We start from the raw sequence: 17805 nt of genomic DNA on the forward strand, positions 1-17805 counted from the left end.
GGTTTTTTTTAAATTCATTTTGTAAATAGAAAAATAATTTCATTTTACTTAGGCATTGGCATATCAGAATTATAGCAATCACGGAACATTTTCCACTTTCCATCTTCCTTTTTCCATACGACTAATGATTTTCCACGGTCTAATACTTTGCCCGATTTGTCGGTAAATGTCCATTCGTCCTCTGAAACTAATAGATCATTATTTCCCCAAACTTCCTTAGTATTCAAACTAAATTTGGGCATGCCAGATTTCATAAAATTCGAAATAACATGAAGTATGTTATTTCTACCAACAGTTGCTTTTGTGTTGGGCTGCATAAATTTTGCATCTGTAGTGTAACAATTGGCTGCAGATACGGAGTCACTTTTGTTCATCGCCTCGGTAAAAATAAAGTTTTGCTCTTCAATACTTTTTTTGGCTTCAGCCATATCAAAGCTTTCTTTCTTCTCTTTTTTGGGAGAATCACAGCTTGCTACCATAAATATGCATCCAATGATAGTGATGCAAAAAGACAAGAATCTACGGAAATTTAAATCTTTTTTCATTGCTTTTTTTTTAAATTAAATAATAAAACCTATAATAGTAGTTTATTCAGAATGACGTATTATACTTAAAATTAGTCATTTATAATTAATTATTCAGATTATTTCTATAAAAAAACAAAACGGGCCTATTAAATTAGCTATAAATTGAAGTTGAATATTTTAAGTTTGTTTTTAAAGAGCAAAATGATTTATTAAAATTATTTTCCAAATATTTATTTATCGAGTAGATAGTTCTATTTTTGCACGAACAAGACAACAAACATGTATAAATTAATAATTCGTCCTATACTTTTCTGGTTTGACCCAGAAAAAATTCATTATTTTACTTTTTCATTGATTCGCTTTTTATCAAAAATCCCTGGATTTTCATTCCTTTTCAAATCACTTTATGATATTGATGACCCCAGACTGGAAACAGAAGTGTTTGGATTGAAATTCAAAAACCCAGTTGGATTGGCTGCAGGTTTTGATAAAGATGCCAAGTTATATAAAGAATTGTCCAACTTTGGTTTCGGTTTTATCGAAATAGGAACACTTACTCCTGTAGGTCAGGAAGGAAATCCTAAAAAACGATTGTTCCGTCTTAAAGAAGATAGTGCCATAATTAACCGAATGGGTTTTAATAACGGTGGTGTTCAAGAAGCAGTAGAACGTTTGAAAAAAAACACAGGTGTATTAATTGGTGGAAATATTGGTAAAAACAAACTGACTCCTAATGAAGAAGCAACTTCTGATTACGAAATTTGTTTTGATGCGTTATATGATTATGTAGATTATTTTGTAGTTAATGTGAGTTCGCCAAACACACCAAATCTTCGTGCCTTGCAAGACAAAGAGCCATTGACTCAATTGTTGCAAACACTGCAAAATAAGAATTTGGCTAAGCCAAAACAAAAACCTATTCTGTTAAAAATTGCTCCTGATTTGACGGATGATCAATTGCTGGATATCATAGATATTATTAAGGAAACAAAGATTGCAGGAGTTATTGCTACGAATACAACTATTTCTCGCGAAGGATTGCAATCCGAAAATAAATCAGAAATGGGAGGTTTATCCGGAAAACCATTGGCAAAACGTTCTACTGAAGTTATTCGTTTTCTATCTCAAAAAAGCAAAAAAGCATTTCCTATTATTGGAGTAGGAGGTATCCATTCTGCCGAAGATGCTATCGAAAAACTAGAAGCAGGAGCGTGTTTAATACAATTATACACTGGTTTTATTTATGAAGGGCCAGCTTTAGTAAAAGCCATAAACAAAGAAATTTTAAAACGCTTACAGCCCTCACGCTACTAAAAGGCCTGTTAGCATGGCGATTCCAAAACTCAGTAAAGTTCCAATAAGGACATATTCAGTAAGTTTTCGGTCTTTTGCTTCTTTCAAATCTCCAAAACGAAAAATTGATTTTGCGGCCAATAAAAAGCCAATCGCTTCAAAGTGATTGGTAATTATGAAACAAAATACAAATAAGCGCTCTAATATTCCAATGTAATTGCCAGCATTGGATAATGAGTCGTCACTTTTTTTACTTTCGGGTGTCCAAATGGAGATAATGTTCTTTATAAGAATTGAAGTTGGTTTTGTCAGTAGTAGCAGGCCTGTGCCAAATATCCAAAATTGATTGTCGAATCCTGTGAAATCAATAGTTTCATTTTGATAAACCATTGTAATAAATATGATTACGAGAATATGCATGGCTTGATCCACGAGGAACCAAGTACGTTTTGTTTTCTTTTTCTGAAATCTTAGTTTCAAGTAATCAATTCCTCCGTGTGTTAGTGCCAATAGAACTGCAAACCATATAAAATCTATTTCTGCAATTATGATCCAAGCTAACACACCATGCAATAGTGTATGAAGATAAAGGAAAATGCTTTTGTGTTTTTTATCTTCCTTGTTTAGAACCCATGTAGTAGGCTGCAGTAAAAAATCACCAAGTAAATGCGCCAGAAGCAGTTTTATGAAAATAATCATATGGTAATGGTTTTAATTTTTTTTCTGAAATAATTATCTAATTCCATCATCAGGTCAAATTGTGCTCGTTTTCGTCTTCGGCTTACGGCAGCTTGATTTATGCCTAGTTTTACACCTATTTCTTCTTGCGATAATCCTTTATTTTGTATGGCTGTCAAAACAAATTCTGCTGATTGAACCAACCAATTATCCATAAAAGTCAATCCTAAGCGAAGCATTAGATTGATGTCAGAATCAATGTTAGGATTATCGGAATTGATTGCTAAGGTAGTTTTTTGTTTTTTTAAAGTGTCAAAAAGTTCACCAGAACGAACAAATGCAGTTCCATTACTTTCAGAAATTTTATCTGCTTGATAGGTTTTATCGCCAATTCCAATACTCATCCTTGCATCAAGTTTGATACTTTTCAGATAAGCTTTAATTTCTAAAGCTGCTCGCAGCACTTCCTCTACATTTTCAATTTCCAGTTGAAATTCATCGCCGCGATAAATTTCCCATTCTATTGGATTTTCTCCTTTAGTATTGAATAGTTTTTTTAAGCCGTCAATCCAAATGTTAGAAGGTAGCTTTCTTGAATTAACGATGTCTCCTGTGATTATGCTTGTCATATTCAAATGTAATTAAAAAGTTAAGTTCCGATTAAATTATAAATATTACCAAATAACGTAATAATATTTATTATTACCAAATAATGTAATATATTATTTTATTACCGATATACGTAATATAGTCAATTTTCATAAATTTGAAATTCATAATTTAAAATTCATAATTGTTTTTCTATCTTTGGCTTTCTATGGAGCCAATAAAAATTATAGAATGTCCACGCGATGCCATGCAAGGCATAAAGCCATTTATACCTACTGAAAGAAAAGTGGCCTACATCCAAGCTTTATTGCGTGTAGGATTTGATTCCATAGATTTTGGTAGTTTTGTTTCGCCAAAAGCGATTCCGCAAATGCAGGATACTGCCGAAGTGCTTGCACAACTTGATTTATCTCAAACCCGAAGTAAATTATTGGCAATTATTGCGAATACTCAAGGGGCGACATTAGCTGCTGTTCATCCTGAAATACAATATTTAGGTTTTCCTTTTTCGATTTCAGAGAATTTCCAAATGCGGAATACTCATAAAACCATAGCGGAATCATTAATCACTTTACAAGAGATTTTAGAAATTGCGGATAAAAGCAAAAAAGAAGTAGTAGCTTATCTTTCTATGGGATTCGGGAATCCATACGGTGACCCATGGAACACGGAAATTGTAGGCGAATGGACTCAAAAATTATCTGATATGGGAGTGAAAATCCTTTCACTTTCGGACACCGTAGGAAGTTCAACTCCTGATGTGATTGGGTATTTGTTTTCGAATTTAATTCCAAAATATCCTGAAATAGAGTTTGGAGCCCATCTTCATACCACACCAGATAAATGGTTTGAGAAAATTGATGCGGCTTACAAAGCGGGTTGCCGTCGTTATGATGGTGCAATTCAGGGTTTTGGCGGGTGTCCTATGGCAACAGATGATTTGACAGGTAATATGCCAACAGAGAAATTACTATCGTATTTTACTTCAAAAAAAGAAAACACTAATCTAAGTCCAATGAGTTTTGAAAGTGCTTATAATGAAGCTTCTAAGTTGTTTGGGGAGTTTCATTAGTGAATACGCTTAATTGCGTTAAATATTACCATTTGGTGAGTAAAATAATAAGTAATCAATTGATGCGTTGGTATTGATATTATTGAGATTGATTTTAATAAATTTAAATTATGAAACTAGTGTTTTCCAATAGAATTTTATTGTTATTTATTATATCCTTATTCTCTTTTTCATGTTCAAGTGATTTAGATTTCAACCAAGCTAATGATTTGAAATTAGAACCGATTTTTGTTGCAAATTTAGCCTACTTTGAAATTCCTGCACATGAATTTGTGGCAAATGGAATAGAGCAGAATTTAACGGTTGCTTCTGCAACAGTGGATGTGTTTAATGACGCGTTTTTTAAAATGCATCTTACAAAAGCTGATTTATCTTTTGAAATAGACAATACAATTAATAGAGGTTATACGTTAGATATCATATTGCAGGACAGAAACAATCAGCCACTTTATACGATAAACTTCAATATTCCGGCGTATACTGGTGTAGCGAATCCAATTACAAAAATAGTGACATTTGAAAATGCAAAACTGGATTTATTGAAAAGCACCACTAAAATGACTTTTGTTCTAAAAATGCTTGCTGGTCCGCCATTAAGCGCAAATAGTATCGGTAGTTTTAAATTACGCTCAGATGTCACTGCTTATCTAATAGTTCAATGAGAAAAATAATCCTGCTTTTTATTCTATTTATGTCGGTTAAAAGTATTTCACAAAACAAACAACTTTTATATAATTTTACGTCAGTACCACAGTCTTTGATGACTAATCCAGGTGCTGATGTTACTTATAAATTCTATTTTGGGATTCCATTATTATCAGGGGTTTCGACAAATGTAGGTTCCAGCGGTTTCTCTGCGTATGATTTATTTGCAGACAATGGAGTCGATTTTAATGTAAAATTGCGCGATGTAGTGTTTTCTACCACAAGAAAAGATAGAGCAGCAATAAACGAACAAATAGAGTTATTCAGCGGAGGATTCAGGATTAAAGGAGGGCAAGATCAATATGATTCTTATGTTTCTTTTGGAATGTGTCAGGAATTTGATTTCCTAAGCTACATGCCTAAAGATCTCGCTATCCTGGCTTTAGACGGAAATGAAAGATATCTGGGAAAAGTATTTGATTTGGGGGATTTGAATGTAAAAGCAGAAATGCTGACGGCGCTACATATCGGTTATCACAAAAATATAAATGAGAGGCTGACAGTAGGATTTAGAGGGAAAATTTATTCTAGTATTTTCGATGCCTCTTCAACAAAAAATTCAGGATATATTTACACAATTCCTTCCAATGTTAATAGGTACGAACAAGTTATCTACTCTAATTTGCAACTCAATACGTCAGGTATTGCTAAGTATAACGATAAGAATTATGATGGTGAAGTGGCAAAAGACATTAAAAGTAAAGCTTTATTTGGTGGTAATTTAGGCTTAGGTTTTGATGCGGGACTTACGTACTATCCAAAAAAAAATATCCAGTTCACAGCAAGCATTGTTGATGTTGGTTTTATAAAGCATACTAAAGAGGTAGAGAGTTTAACTTACAAAGGATATTATAAGTATGATGGAATAAATCCTAAATTCAATGGAGGAAATACTGGGGGGGATGTATATCAGCAATTTAAAGATGCTATACCTTTAGATACTTTGCACAATAAATATACCACATGGCGACCTGCAAAGTTCAACTCCTCTATTCAATATTCTTTTGAAGAAGAACGCCCTACAGATTGTGATTGTACGGACTATAATCCAGAAACTATCTATAAAAGTGCCGTTGGTGCGCAGTTGTTTGTCATGACAACACCGAGGACTCCTTTGATCGCTTTTACGACCTATTACAGCCGAAAAATTTTCAATGCACTGCAAGTGAAAGCTACCTATACAATAGATTCGTATTCCAATAAAAACATAGGATTGGGATTGTCAAGTAATTTTGGACCTGTAAATTTTTACATTCTTGCGGACAACCTTTTAGAATATAGAGATGTTTCAAAAGCCAACAGTTTATCTTTTCAATTGGGTTTAAATATTATTTTTAAGGATAAATTAGCATCTAATTAGCTTGATTTATTGAGATTTTCTACGTTTGAACCATTTGTATATTTCTATCCAAAGAACCGAAACAAATCCAACTAAAATACTCAAACCAATTTGGCTTCCCGAGACTGTTTCAAATTGGAAAAAATGTGAAAATGCAGGGACAAATAGTAGTAAAGCGGTGATTAGGATGGTTAAGGAAATAATCATTAGAACTAAATTATTTTTATAACCTAAAGTGGTAAATATGGAATAATAAAAAGAACGATTAACAAGTGTCAGAAAGATGTTTGACGATATTAATGTTAGAAAAACAGTTGTTCTTGTTACGCTTTCGATACAATTAGTTGCCACACAAAATTGATAAACAAATAAGAGTCCTATAGTGATCATAAGTCCCTGAATGATGCTAATGGTAATTTCTTTCAGATTAAAAAAAGTAGTCGTAAAAGGCCTTGGTTTTAACAGCATCAGATTTCGTTCCATAGGTTCATTTTCATAAATGATGGAACAGGTGGGACCCATTATTATCTCCAGGAAAATAACGTGAACCGGAGAGAAAATATTTGGATAAACCCAACCCAATGCCAGAGGAATAAAGACAATTAGTATTATAGGAATATGTATAGAAATGATATATTGAATCGCTTTTTTTAGATTGATATAGATTTTTCTTCCCATAGCGATGGCATCCGTCATTTTAGAAAAATCATCGTCAATCAGAATTAAATTTGCCGCTTCTTTGGCAATTTCCGTTCCTTTTTTGCCCATAGCAATACCTATATGAGCTGATTTTAATGCTGGACCATCATTAACGCCATCACCAGTCATGGCCACAATTTGATTATTATCTTTTAATGCTTTAATGATTTTAAGTTTGGCCTCGGGAAACATTCTCGTAAAGATGGTGGTTTCCATTACTTTTTCTTTTAAAGTAGCTTCATCCATTTCCATTAATTGATCTCCATTTAATACTTTTTCGGCATTTCTGAAGTCAACTTGCTTTGCTATAGTAGATGTTGTGACAGCATTATCGCCAGTTACTATTTTCACTACAATTCCTGCGTTATAAAACGTTTCGAAAACGGCTTTAATATTCTCTTTTGGGGGATCGTAAAAAGCAACTAAACCCTTGAAATGAAAAGCAAAGTCTTGCTGTTTTTTTGGAAAATTATCCCCTGAAAATTCCGTGAGGCCAACACCTAAAACTCGAAAACCTTTATTTGCCATAGATTCAACAGCTTTACAAACTTGTTCGGTTTCCTCTTGTGATAGATTCGAACATGCAATTAGTGCTTCCGGAGCGCCTTTAGCAGCAATAATTCTTGTTCCTTCTTGGTTCTCAAAAACATGGGTCATCATAGGAGGTTTTCCGTCCAAAGGATATTCGTGGATTAATCTGAAATTGCTTCTCTCATCAGTAATTTTTAATTTAGTGTAGGCTTCGTGCAAAGCAATTTCCATTCCGTCAAAAGGGATAGGTTCACTGGCCCACATTGAAATGCTCAGTAATTCTTGTTCTTCTTTACTTAAATTAGGACTTTCATTCTCGTTTATAATTTCTTTTATTTCATTTAATGAAAAAGTATACCATTGCGCCAGACTCATTTTATTTTGAGTAATAGTTCCAGTTTTATCTGTACAGATTACGGTGGCACTCCCAAGAGTTTCTACCGTTTTAGTTTGTTTTACAATAATCCCCATTTTCATTAAACGCCAGGCACCTAAAGCCATAAAAGTGGTAAAGGCAACCGGAATTTCCTCTGGAATAATGCTCATTGCCAGTGTTAATGCTTTTAAGAGACTGTCTAAAATATTTTTCGAATTGTAATAATTAATGCCCCAGACGATCCCAAAAATGACCAAACCTACAAGAGACATTTTCTTTACAAAATTGCCAATTTGTAATTGTAAAGGTGTTTTTTCTTCAGTAATTGTTTCAATGCTTTTGCCGATTTTACCAATTTTTGTCTCTCCACCAATAGCATTAACTTCACAAATGGCCAGTCCGCTGGCTGCAATAGTTCCACGAAATACCTGATTATTTTCAGACTGTTCATTTTTAAAAACAGCAAGCGATTCGCCTGTAAGTATCGATTCATTGGCTGAAAAATCGTTGGATTGAATAATTGTGGCATCAGCCGGTATAAATGTGCCTTCTTCAATTTGAATGAAATCACCCAACACAATTTCTTCACTGGGAATTTCTAGAATTTCGTTATTGCGAATGACTTTACTTTTAGGCTGGGATAATTTTTTTAGGGATTCAATGGCATTTCTGCTTTTGGATTCCTGATAAAGTGAAATGGTAGAAACTAGTAGAATAGCTACTGTCATAAAAATTCCGTTTCCATAATCTCCAGTAATAAAATAAATTCCTGTCGCCGTCATCAATAACAAAAACATCGGTTCTTTAACCATTTCTATTAAGGAAGTCAGAAAGTTATTTTTGTCCTGATGATCTAAAGAATTAGATCCGTTTTTAGCTCTTGATTCTTTTACTTGGTCCTCTAAAAGCCCCTTTATTTGTTGTTTGGATTCTGTCATTGCAAAGAAATTAATTAATTTTTTTTAGGTAGCAACAATGAAAGTGTCTAGTGGCAGTGATTACCCTTGATACTGCAATTTAATCATTTATTGTAAAAAGTAGTCGTTTTTTTGCTTAAGATTATCTATATTTGCACGCAATTTAACTACAATTGCAATGATCGCACACAATTCTAAGATTATCGGTGAAGGATTAACTTACGATGATGTACTATTAGTTCCTAATTACTCAGAGGTTCTTCCTCGCGAAGTGAGTATCAAATCAAAATTTTCAAGAAACATAACACTTAATGTTCCAATAGTGTCCGCAGCTATGGATACTGTTACCGAAAGTGCTATGGCAATTGCCATGGCTCAAGAAGGTGGTATTGGTGTCTTGCACAAAAATATGACGATCGAGCAACAAGCTGCTAAGGTGAGAAAAGTAAAAAGAGCCGAATCCGGTATGATAATCGATCCGGTTACTTTGCCTTTGACCTCTACTGTTGCTGATGCCAAAAATGCAATGAAAGAATATGGTATTGGAGGCATTCCGATCGTGGATGAAAACAAAATACTAAAAGGAATTGTCACTAATCGTGATTTACGTTTCGAAAAAAACAATGCAAGACCTATCGTTGAGGTAATGACAAGTGAAAACTTGGTAACAGTTGCCGAAGGAACTTCACTCGAACAAGCTGAAGTTGTTTTGCAAGGTTATAAAATAGAAAAACTTCCGGTCGTAGATGCTGCTAATAAGTTAGTGGGCTTAATTACGTTTAGAGATATTACTAAATTGACCCAAAAACCAAATGCAAATAAAGACAAATACGGACGTTTGCGTGTTGCTGCGGCATTAGGAGTTACTGCAGATGCTGTAGAAAGAGCGACTGCTTTGGTTAATGCTGGAGTGGATGCGGTTATAATCGATACTGCTCACGGACATACAAAAGGAGTTGTGGATGTGCTAAAATTAGTGAAAGCAAAATTTCCTGACTTAGACGTTATTGTTGGTAATATTGCCACCGCTGAAGCGGCTAAATATCTTGTGGAAAATGGTGCAGATGGTGTGAAAGTAGGAATTGGACCAGGTTCTATTTGTACAACTCGTATCGTTGCAGGTGTTGGTTTTCCTCAGTTTTCAGCTGTTCTTGAAGTTGCTGCTGCGATAAAAGGTTCGGGAGTTCCTGTAATTGCTGATGGTGGAATTCGTTATACAGGTGATATCCCTAAAGCTATCGCTGCAGGTGCTGATTGTGTGATGTTAGGTTCTTTGCTAGCCGGAACTATGGAATCTCCTGGAGAAACTATTATTTTCGAAGGAAGAAAATTCAAATCATACCGTGGTATGGGTTCTGTTGAAGCGATGCAAGAAGGATCAAAAGATCGTTATTTCCAAGATGTTGAAGATGACGTTAAGAAATTGGTTCCAGAAGGAATTGTAGGTCGTGTACCTTACAAAGGAGAATTGAATGAAAGCATGCAACAATTCGTTGGTGGTCTTCGTGCTGGAATGGGATATTGTGGATCGAAAGATATTCCGACTTTACAGGAAACAGGTCGTTTTGTTCGCATCACTGCAAGCGGTATCAACGAAAGTCATCCTCATAATGTAACAATTACTAAAGAAGCTCCGAATTACTCGAGATAAAATAGTCTGAAAAAGACAAAATAAAAAAGTGCAAGATTCATTTCTCGCACTTTTTTTATGTCTAATTATGAACCAAATCAGCTAGTAACTTTTTATTTCCAACAATCCAAAGAATATCATCTTTCTCTAATACTATATTTGATTCGGGATTTAAGATTCTTTTTCCCTTTTTTTCGATGCCTACAACCAAACCGTTAGTTTTCTCCCGCAATTTGGAGTCCCGAATACTTTTGCCAATATAAGATTCATTTTTTAATTCTATTTGTCGTAATACAATTTCGGCTTCGGTAAGCGTATCGGGAACATCAATTTCATGTTGGTCTAAATATGATTTGAATTCTTTTACCTGCGCATCAGTACCTATAACACATATTTCATCACCTGGAAATAATCGTTCGTTTTTATTGGGAATATTGATCATAATATCACCTCGCTTAATAAAAGCAATATTTATTCCTATTTGTTCCCTAATTTTTAATTCCTCCAATGTCTTTCCTACAATATTGGATTCTGTGGCAATGTCGAAAAAAGTCATGTGTCCATCCCAAGGAGATAAATCGCTTCGGCTTCTTTTGGCTTTTGTTATTTCTCTGGCATTTAGGTTTTTTAAGAAATGATTTTCAATTCGATGATATTGTGCATTTAGTCTTTTTTGGAAAACAAAATAAACGATCAACGCTACAATTAGTGTTATAAAAGCAACAATTGGAGAGAAGAAAATATTTAATAAAAACCCGATAAAAAATATGGTAAGAAGTACTCTTAAGAGCAGCATCATCAGAATTGGCCCTCGATATTTTCTTTCTTCCAGCAAAACAGCGACTTCATTTACTGCAACACGACGTAAAGAAAGTGCCCATAAAAAAGGAGAAAGAACCACCAAAGTAATTAAGGCACCTATAGCATTACCAAATTGAAAATCAGTAACCAATGGCAAAAGATATTTAGAGGAGAGTAAAATGGCAGCAAATATTATTACCGAGTGAACAATGACTTGAACGAGATAAGCATTAATTACAATCTGCCAATTGCTAACAGATTTAATGGCTTGGGCATTCGCACTGTAACGTTCAATTCTTTTGGTCCATTTTCTAGGCAATTTTTTAGATAAATATTCTGAAAATGGCGTGGACAATTTGATCATAAACGGAGTAGTAAATGTCGTCACCGCCGAAACTGCTACCACTATCGGATACAAAAATGAACTCGTTACATTTAGGGTCATTCCTAATGTCGCAATGATAAAGGAGAATTCTCCAATCTGCGACAAACTCATTCCCGTTTGAACGGATTGTTTTAAGGGTTGTCCAGAAAGTAATGCACCAGCGGTCGAGCTTATTGATTGTCCGAAAATGGTTATAAGAGAAAGAATAAGCACTGGAATTGCGTGCTCATACAAAGTTTGAGGATTGATTAACATTCCAACAGACACAAAGAAAACTGCTCCAAATAAATCTTTAACCGGTTTTACTAAATGCTCTATGTGTTCTGCTTGCGTAGTCTCGGCAATTATAGAACCCATAATAAAGGCGCCAAGGGCAGGTGAAAAACCAACATCGGCAGCCAGAATAACCATCATCAAACATAAAGCAAGCGAAATAATAAGCAACATTTCGTCGGATAGTAAATGCTTCGCTCTTTTAAGTAAGGTTGGAATAAAAAATATACCGCCAACAAACCAAATCGTTAAGAAAAACACCAGTTTCAAGACTGATTGCAATAATTCGCCTCCTGAAAATTGATTGCTAACGGCAACAGTCGATAATAATACCATCATTAATATGGCAATAATATCCTGAACAATAAGGGAGCCAATTACTATTCCGGCAAAATTCTGAGCCTTAACGCCTAATTCTTCAAAGGTTTTGAGAATAATAGTAGTAGATGAAATCGAAAGAATAACCCCTAAAAAGACACTGTCCATTTTAGACCAATCCATCCATTGGCCAACAAAATAACCAACTATGACCATTGTAACAATTTGTGTAATCGCGGTTATTGAAGCGGTTCCGCCCACTTTCATCAATTTCTTAAAACTGAATTCCAGTCCAAGACTGAACAATAAAAAGATCACTCCAATCTCTGCCCAAACTTCCACGCTTTTAATATCAGTCACCGAAGGGAAAAAATCAAAATGATTTCCTGCCAAAAATCCCGCTATCAAATACCCCAAAACCAGCGGTTGTTTGATTTTTTTAAACAACAAAACGGCAACTCCTGCTGTCATCAGGATTAATCCCAAATCGCTTATCAATGGCTGTAGGTGATGTGTCGTTTCCGCTACTATTGCTTCAGTATCCATAGTTTTATTTTTATTTGGGAGCTATTCCAGCCATCCATTTCATCGCGACGCTTCGGGACTCAGTCATAAATCGTTTTTCTATTCCCTTTGCAGGAGCTTCCTTTGGTCGCTCTCCAAGTGCAAGAAAAAATGATTTTTTCCCTCAAGGCTTTTCACTTTTGTCTTGGCTAAATTGCCAGAAGCATTTGTGTTTTTATAAAATTAATAGATTTCACTCTTGCAATGAAATGTTATTTTAAATTGTTTAATTCAGACAAACTATAAAACGTCATATTATGTTGTTTGACATAATTGCAAATCAGTTTTAATGTTTCCATTTTAGTTTGATAATTGGCTGTTACTTTCAGAACCGGTTTGTGACCAAACAATACCAGAATTTTATGCTTTTGTTTAGCATAATCCAATAATCTCACAAGATACGGAATGCTGAAATTGGGATGATCCGTATCAATACCTATTCCATAAACTACTCTGGAGTTATTGTAATAGCAATTTTGGAAAAATGGATCTTGCGCTCCATAGGTTGTTCCCCTAATAATTTTAAACTTTTTCAAAAGTGCTTGATCAATGTCAGCATTTCTAAAACCGAAAGGATAAGCAAATGAAGTTACTTTAAAATTATAAAAAAGCATTAAAGCAAGCATCGGATTTATTTCCTGCTGAATGTAGGCGTCAATCCCGTTTTTAGCAACAAATTTAGGTGCGTCAAAATGGTGGAAACCATGTCCTGCAATTTCGTGTCCCTCTTTTTGCAATTGCTTGAGTTTCTTTATTTCAGAATGGCTTAACGTATTAATTTTTGAAACACAAAAAGTAGCTTTCCAGGAATATTCACGCAAGATTTTATTTGCATGATACCATTCATTAATATTGGTGTCATCAAAAGAAATAACAACTCCTGCGTTAGCATGTGTAAGGTTGCTTTTTTTAGAAGTTTTTTTATTCTCACAGGAAAATAAAAAAAAAGTACAAAGTAATATGAATTTAAAAATATTTTTGTTCATGTTGCTTTGTACTTTGTCAGTGTTTTGTTTTTATATGCCCAGAAAATTACTAGGAGTGATTTGCATTAATTCGGCTTTAATCGCTTCAGAAACGTCTAAGGTAGCAATAAAACCGTGAATTGCTTTTTTATCAATAGCTTCATTGGTTCTGGTCAATCCTTTAAGGGCTTCATAAGGGTTAGGATATCCTTCACGACGTAAAATGGTTTGAATTGCTTCGGCAACAACAGCCCAGTTTTTCTCTAAATCTTCGTGAAATTTTGGTTCGTTAAGTAATAATTTGTTTAATCCTTTCAAAGTAGCTTCAAAAGCAATTAAAGTATGTCCCATTGGTACACCAATATTTCTCAAAACAGTACTGTCTGTTAAATCACGTTGTAATCTTGACAACGGTAATTTAGCTGATAAATGTTCGAAAATAGCATTGGCAATTCCTAAATTCCCTTCTGAATTTTCAAAGTCAATTGGGTTTACTTTATGTGGCATAGCAGAGGAACCTATTTCTCCCGCTTTGATTTTTTGTTTGAAATATTCCATGGAGACATATGTCCAAATATCTCTGTCTAAATCAATAATAATTGTATTTATTCTTTTCAAAGCATCAAAAAATGCTGCGAAATGATCGTAATGTTCAATTTGTGTAGTAGGGAAGGAGTGGTGTAAACCAAGGTTTTCCTCCACAAATTTCCCTCCAAATGTTCTCCAGTCAATTTGTGGATATGCCACGTGATGCGCATTATAATTTCCTGTTGCCCCTCCAAATTTAGCTGCAAAAGGAATGTTAAACAACAAACGCATTTGTTCCTCTAGGCGTTCTACAAAAACACCAATTTCTTTACCCAAACGAGTTGGCGAAGCCGGTTGTCCGTGTGTACGGGCAAGCATTGGGATATCCTTCCATTCTACACTTAAATCTTTCAATTTTGAAGTTAAAGTAATTAATGAAGGCATGTACACTTTCTCGAAAGCTTCTTTTGTAGAAAGCGGAATCGCTGTGTTATTTATGTCTTGAGAAGTCAAGCCAAAGTGAATGAACTCTTTATATTGGGATAATCCTAATTTTTCAAAAGCGTCTTTGATAAAGTATTCTACTGCTTTTACATCGTGGTTGGTTACTTTCTCCGTTTCTTTGATCCAAAGCGCATCTTCAGTAGAGAAATTTTTATAAATGTTACGTAAACTTTCAAATAAATCTGGGTTTACAGTTGTAAGTTGTGGCAAAGGAACTTCGCACAAAGCAATAAAATATTCAATTTCAACCAATACGCGGTATTTGATTAAAGCTTCTTCAGAGAAAAAAGGAGCTAGCGAAATAGTCTTGTTTCTATATCTTCCGTCGATTGGCGATATAGCATTCAATTCGTTTAAAGTAGTCATTGTTGTGTTGTTTGTTCGAAAGGCACAAATATAAACCTTTCGTGGCAAAATAGAAAACGAATGGTTTTTAAATAAGCCCGATTAGCTTCTTTTTTAGCGTTTTCATTCCTTCAGAAGAGACTTCCGCAATCACATCCAATGGATTTCGGAGATTTGGGATTTTTATGGGTTTTGGATCAATATAAAAAAACAGGAGTTTCAGGAGCTGTAAAGTCTATTAATCCTGCCGCAGGATAGACTTGCAGCGAAGTCCCGATAACAGCAAAATAATCCGCACTTTGAGTAATTGTTATTGCTTCATCAAGAGCAGGAACATCCTCACCAAACCAAACAATATGCGGACGCAATTGGTTTTTATTTTCATCGAAATCGCCAAAATTCAAATCCTCCCGCCAATCCAGAATATAATTTGGGTTTTTCGTACTTCGGACTTTCAATAATTCGCCATGCAAATGCAACACATTCGAACTTCCGGCGCGTTCGTGTAAATCATCTACATTTTGAGTAATGATATACACCTCAAATTCATTCTCTAATTCAGCCAGAATTTGATGACCTAAATTTGGTTGTACTTCTTTGAATTGTTTTCGTCTTTGATTGTAAAAATCAAGAACTAATGCCTGATTTTTATGCCAACCTTCTGGCGTTGCGACATCATTGACGTTATGGCCTTCCCATAATCCGTCACTGTCGCGAAAGGTTTTGATGCCACTTTCGGCACTAATTCCTGCTCCTGTCAAAACCACTAATTTCTTTTTCATTTTATATCAATTTGGGCGTGACCACAAGGGTCGGGCTTTCGGCTTTATCTTTTTGGCTAAAAAGCCAAAAAAGGATACCGCCTCTATCCCTCACGCGAATTCCGCAAACATTTACAATTCCACTTTCATGAAACAATCCCAAAAGCGGCAATCAGAATCTACTTTTGAAGGTATAAAGCTAGTCTTTTTTACTATTTTTGCAAAAATAAATATTCTAATGATCGACATTGATTACCTTAATTTCCTTGAAAATATTCTGACCGATAACCGAAAAGAAAAATTTCTGAAAGTATTGGAAAACAGAACCAAGCATTTTACGATTGCTGTCGAAGATATTTTTCAAATGCATAATACGAGTGCAGTTATGCGCAGTTGCGAGGTTTTTGGGATTCAGGAATTGAATGTGATTGAGCAGCGATACGGAAAAAGTATCGATAAGGAAATTGCGATGGGCGCTCAAAAATGGGTTGACATCAACACTTTTGACAGTATTACGAATTGTGTGGATACTTTAAAAAGTAAAGGCTACCAAATCATTGCTACTACGCCTCACGAGAATGATTGTTTGATGGATGATTTTGATATCACAAAACCTAGCGCTCTGTTTTTTGGAACCGAAAGAGACGGATTGTCTGAAGAAATTTTGCAACGCGCCGATGGTTTTCTTAAAATTCCTATGGTAGGTTTTACGGAGAGTTTGAACATCTCGGTTTCAGCATCAATTATAATTCAAAACTTGACGAATCGATTGCGCAACTCCGAAATTAATTGGCATTTATCTGAAAATGAAATTTTAGAAAAACGTTTGTCTTGGGCCAAAAATTCAATAAAAGACATCAAGCGAATTGAAGAACGCTATTTTTCTGAAAACGTGAAATAGTTGTTTCATATAATGGTACGGTAATGTTTTTTATTTTAAAAAATATCATGTAACTTGTACTGTTTTCACGAAACAAGATACTTTGTCGTATATTTTATTTAACGCATGATTTAAAAAGAAAAACAATGGAAGAATTTAAAAATAGCAACCAAGATTTAATAAATACTACATTGCCAGTTGGAGGAGAAGGAGTAATTGCGCCTAATTTGATTACAAAGGCGGATCCAGCCAATAATGATAAATATAATACTGTATATTTCCAGAGACCCAAGGTTTTATTTTTTGATGTAAATGAAACGTTGCTGGATCTTAATGTGATGAAAAGAAGTATTGGCGCAGCGCTTGGCGATCGTCCTGAATTGATGTCCTTGTGGTTCACTACAATGCTTCAATATTCATTGGTTACAACAGTAGCAAACCAATATCAAGATTTCGGAATAATTGGAGCCGCTGCACTCATAATGGTTGCCCACAAAAATGGAATTACTATAACGGATAAACAAGCCAAAGATGCTGTTGCCGCAATTTTATCATTGCCTGCACATCCAGAAGTAAAAGAAGCACTCTTACTTTTGAAAAAAGAAGGTTTTAAATTGGTTGCTTTCACTAACTCATCCAATAAAGCAGTAGAAACGCAACTTAAATATGCGGGAATTCATGATCTATTTGACGATGTTTTAAGTATAGAAGACGTAGGTAAATTCAAGCCACATGTAGATACTTATAATTGGGCTGCTAGAAAAATGGGATTAAAATCGAATGATTGTATGTTGATAGCGGCGCATGGTTGGGATGTTGCCGGTGCAAATTGGGCAGGTTGGCAAACGGCATTTGTTAGTCGTCCGGGACAGCAATTGTTTCCTCTTGCAAATTTACCTGAAATTAATGAAGAGAATATTTTATCAGTTGCCCATAAACTAATTTCAATACGGTTTCAGTAATTATAATCATTGAAAAATTAGCGAACCGATTGTGTAATTTAAACATTGATTGGCATTTATCCAAAAATGAAATCTTAAAAAAATGTTTGGCTTTGGCAAAAATTCCATAAAAGACATTAAACGAATTGAAGGACGGTATTTTG

14 protein-coding genes and 1 pseudogene are annotated in these 17805 nt (G+C 34.7%); 7 read left to right on the top strand and 8 right to left on the bottom strand.

What is annotated here, in order from left to right; all coding sequences use genetic code 11:
- Positions 1-44: 44 nt before the first annotated feature.
- The gene (locus ACFX5F_RS03265; RefSeq protein WP_379849874.1) at positions 45-545 is read right to left on the bottom strand and encodes a YybH family protein; all 501 of its coding nucleotides are present in this window, start codon (positions 543-545) and stop codon (positions 45-47) included.
- 261 nt (positions 546-806) lie between these two features.
- On the opposite strand from ACFX5F_RS03265, the gene ACFX5F_RS03270 reads away from it, so the two are divergent.
- Positions 807-1841 (top strand): quinone-dependent dihydroorotate dehydrogenase, encoded by a 1035-nt coding sequence (locus ACFX5F_RS03270; protein ID WP_379849876.1) that lies wholly within the window; start codon positions 807-809, stop codon positions 1839-1841.
- On the opposite strand, the gene ACFX5F_RS03275 is transcribed toward ACFX5F_RS03270, so the two are convergent.
- Together ACFX5F_RS03275 and ACFX5F_RS03280 are read right to left on the bottom strand one after the other, a co-directional pair.
- Positions 1830-2519 (bottom strand): DUF3307 domain-containing protein, encoded by a 690-nt coding sequence (locus tag ACFX5F_RS03275; protein WP_379849878.1) that lies wholly within the window; start codon positions 2517-2519, stop codon positions 1830-1832. The genes ACFX5F_RS03270 and ACFX5F_RS03275 overlap by 12 nt on opposite strands.
- A complete protein-coding gene (locus ACFX5F_RS03280; protein WP_379849880.1) occupies positions 2516-3127 on the bottom strand; it encodes a hypothetical protein in 612 nt (203 codons plus the stop codon). Before ACFX5F_RS03280 ends, ACFX5F_RS03275 begins: the two co-directional genes overlap by 4 nt.
- Positions 3128-3315: 188 nt before the next feature.
- Between ACFX5F_RS03280 and ACFX5F_RS03285 the strand changes: the two genes are divergently transcribed.
- From ACFX5F_RS03285 to ACFX5F_RS03295, 3 genes are all read left to right on the top strand, one after another.
- Positions 3316-4179, top strand: a complete 864-nt coding sequence (locus tag ACFX5F_RS03285; RefSeq protein WP_379850397.1) for a hydroxymethylglutaryl-CoA lyase — start codon at positions 3316-3318, stop codon at positions 4177-4179.
- Positions 4180-4289: 110 nt separating this feature from the next.
- The gene (locus tag ACFX5F_RS03290; RefSeq protein ID WP_379849882.1) at positions 4290-4841 is read left to right on the top strand and encodes a hypothetical protein; all 552 of its coding nucleotides are present in this window, start codon (positions 4290-4292) and stop codon (positions 4839-4841) included.
- Complete coding sequence (locus ACFX5F_RS03295) at positions 4838-6244, top strand: DUF5723 family protein (protein WP_379849884.1); 1407 nt, start codon at positions 4838-4840, stop codon at positions 6242-6244. The genes ACFX5F_RS03290 and ACFX5F_RS03295 overlap by 4 nt, the downstream gene beginning before the upstream one ends.
- Before the next feature lie 6 nt (positions 6245-6250).
- Here ACFX5F_RS03295 and ACFX5F_RS03300 read toward each other — a convergent pair whose 3' ends face one another.
- Positions 6251-8767: a cation-translocating P-type ATPase gene (locus tag ACFX5F_RS03300; protein WP_379849886.1), complete on the bottom strand. Its 2517-nt coding sequence runs from the start codon at positions 8765-8767 to the stop codon at positions 6251-6253.
- A 157-nt stretch (positions 8768-8924) separates the two neighbouring features.
- On the opposite strand from ACFX5F_RS03300, the gene guaB reads away from it, so the two are divergent.
- On the top strand, positions 8925-10397 hold the full coding sequence (guaB, locus tag ACFX5F_RS03305) for an IMP dehydrogenase (RefSeq protein WP_379849888.1): 1473 nt from the start codon (positions 8925-8927) through the stop codon (positions 10395-10397).
- Between the two features lie 61 nt (positions 10398-10458).
- Here guaB and ACFX5F_RS03310 read toward each other — a convergent pair whose 3' ends face one another.
- The 4 genes and pseudogenes from ACFX5F_RS03310 to ACFX5F_RS03325 all read right to left on the bottom strand — a co-directional run bounded on the left by ACFX5F_RS03310 (position 10459) and on the right by ACFX5F_RS03325 (position 15841).
- Positions 10459-12699 (bottom strand): cation:proton antiporter domain-containing protein, encoded by a 2241-nt coding sequence (locus ACFX5F_RS03310; RefSeq protein ID WP_379849890.1) that lies wholly within the window; start codon positions 12697-12699, stop codon positions 10459-10461.
- Between the two features lie 230 nt (positions 12700-12929).
- Positions 12930-13703: a polysaccharide deacetylase family protein gene (locus tag ACFX5F_RS03315; protein ID WP_379849892.1), complete on the bottom strand. Its 774-nt coding sequence runs from the start codon at positions 13701-13703 to the stop codon at positions 12930-12932.
- Positions 13704-13733: 30 nt separating this feature from the next.
- Positions 13734-15080 carry an adenylosuccinate lyase gene (purB, locus tag ACFX5F_RS03320; protein ID WP_379849894.1) on the bottom strand — a complete coding sequence of 449 codons (1347 nt, stop codon included), beginning with the start codon at positions 15078-15080 and terminating at the stop codon, positions 13734-13736.
- Between the two features lie 67 nt (positions 15081-15147).
- Positions 15148-15841 (bottom strand): annotated as a pseudogene (locus tag ACFX5F_RS03325) (SIR2 family NAD-dependent protein deacylase).
- A gap of 217 nt (positions 15842-16058) precedes the next feature.
- On the opposite strand from ACFX5F_RS03325, the gene ACFX5F_RS03330 reads away from it, so the two are divergent.
- Both ACFX5F_RS03330 and ACFX5F_RS03335 read left to right on the top strand, forming a co-directional pair.
- On the top strand, positions 16059-16721 hold the full coding sequence (locus tag ACFX5F_RS03330; protein WP_379850399.1) for a TrmH family RNA methyltransferase: 663 nt from the start codon (positions 16059-16061) through the stop codon (positions 16719-16721).
- Between the two features lie 125 nt (positions 16722-16846).
- Positions 16847-17662 carry a haloacid dehalogenase type II gene (locus ACFX5F_RS03335; RefSeq protein WP_379849896.1) on the top strand — a complete coding sequence of 272 codons (816 nt, stop codon included), beginning with the start codon at positions 16847-16849 and terminating at the stop codon, positions 17660-17662.
- Positions 17663-17805 lie beyond the last annotated feature (143 nt).

It is taken from the genome of Flavobacterium zhoui (genome assembly GCF_042787235.1).
GTDB classification, from domain to species: domain Bacteria; phylum Bacteroidota; class Bacteroidia; order Flavobacteriales; family Flavobacteriaceae; genus Flavobacterium; species Flavobacterium zhoui.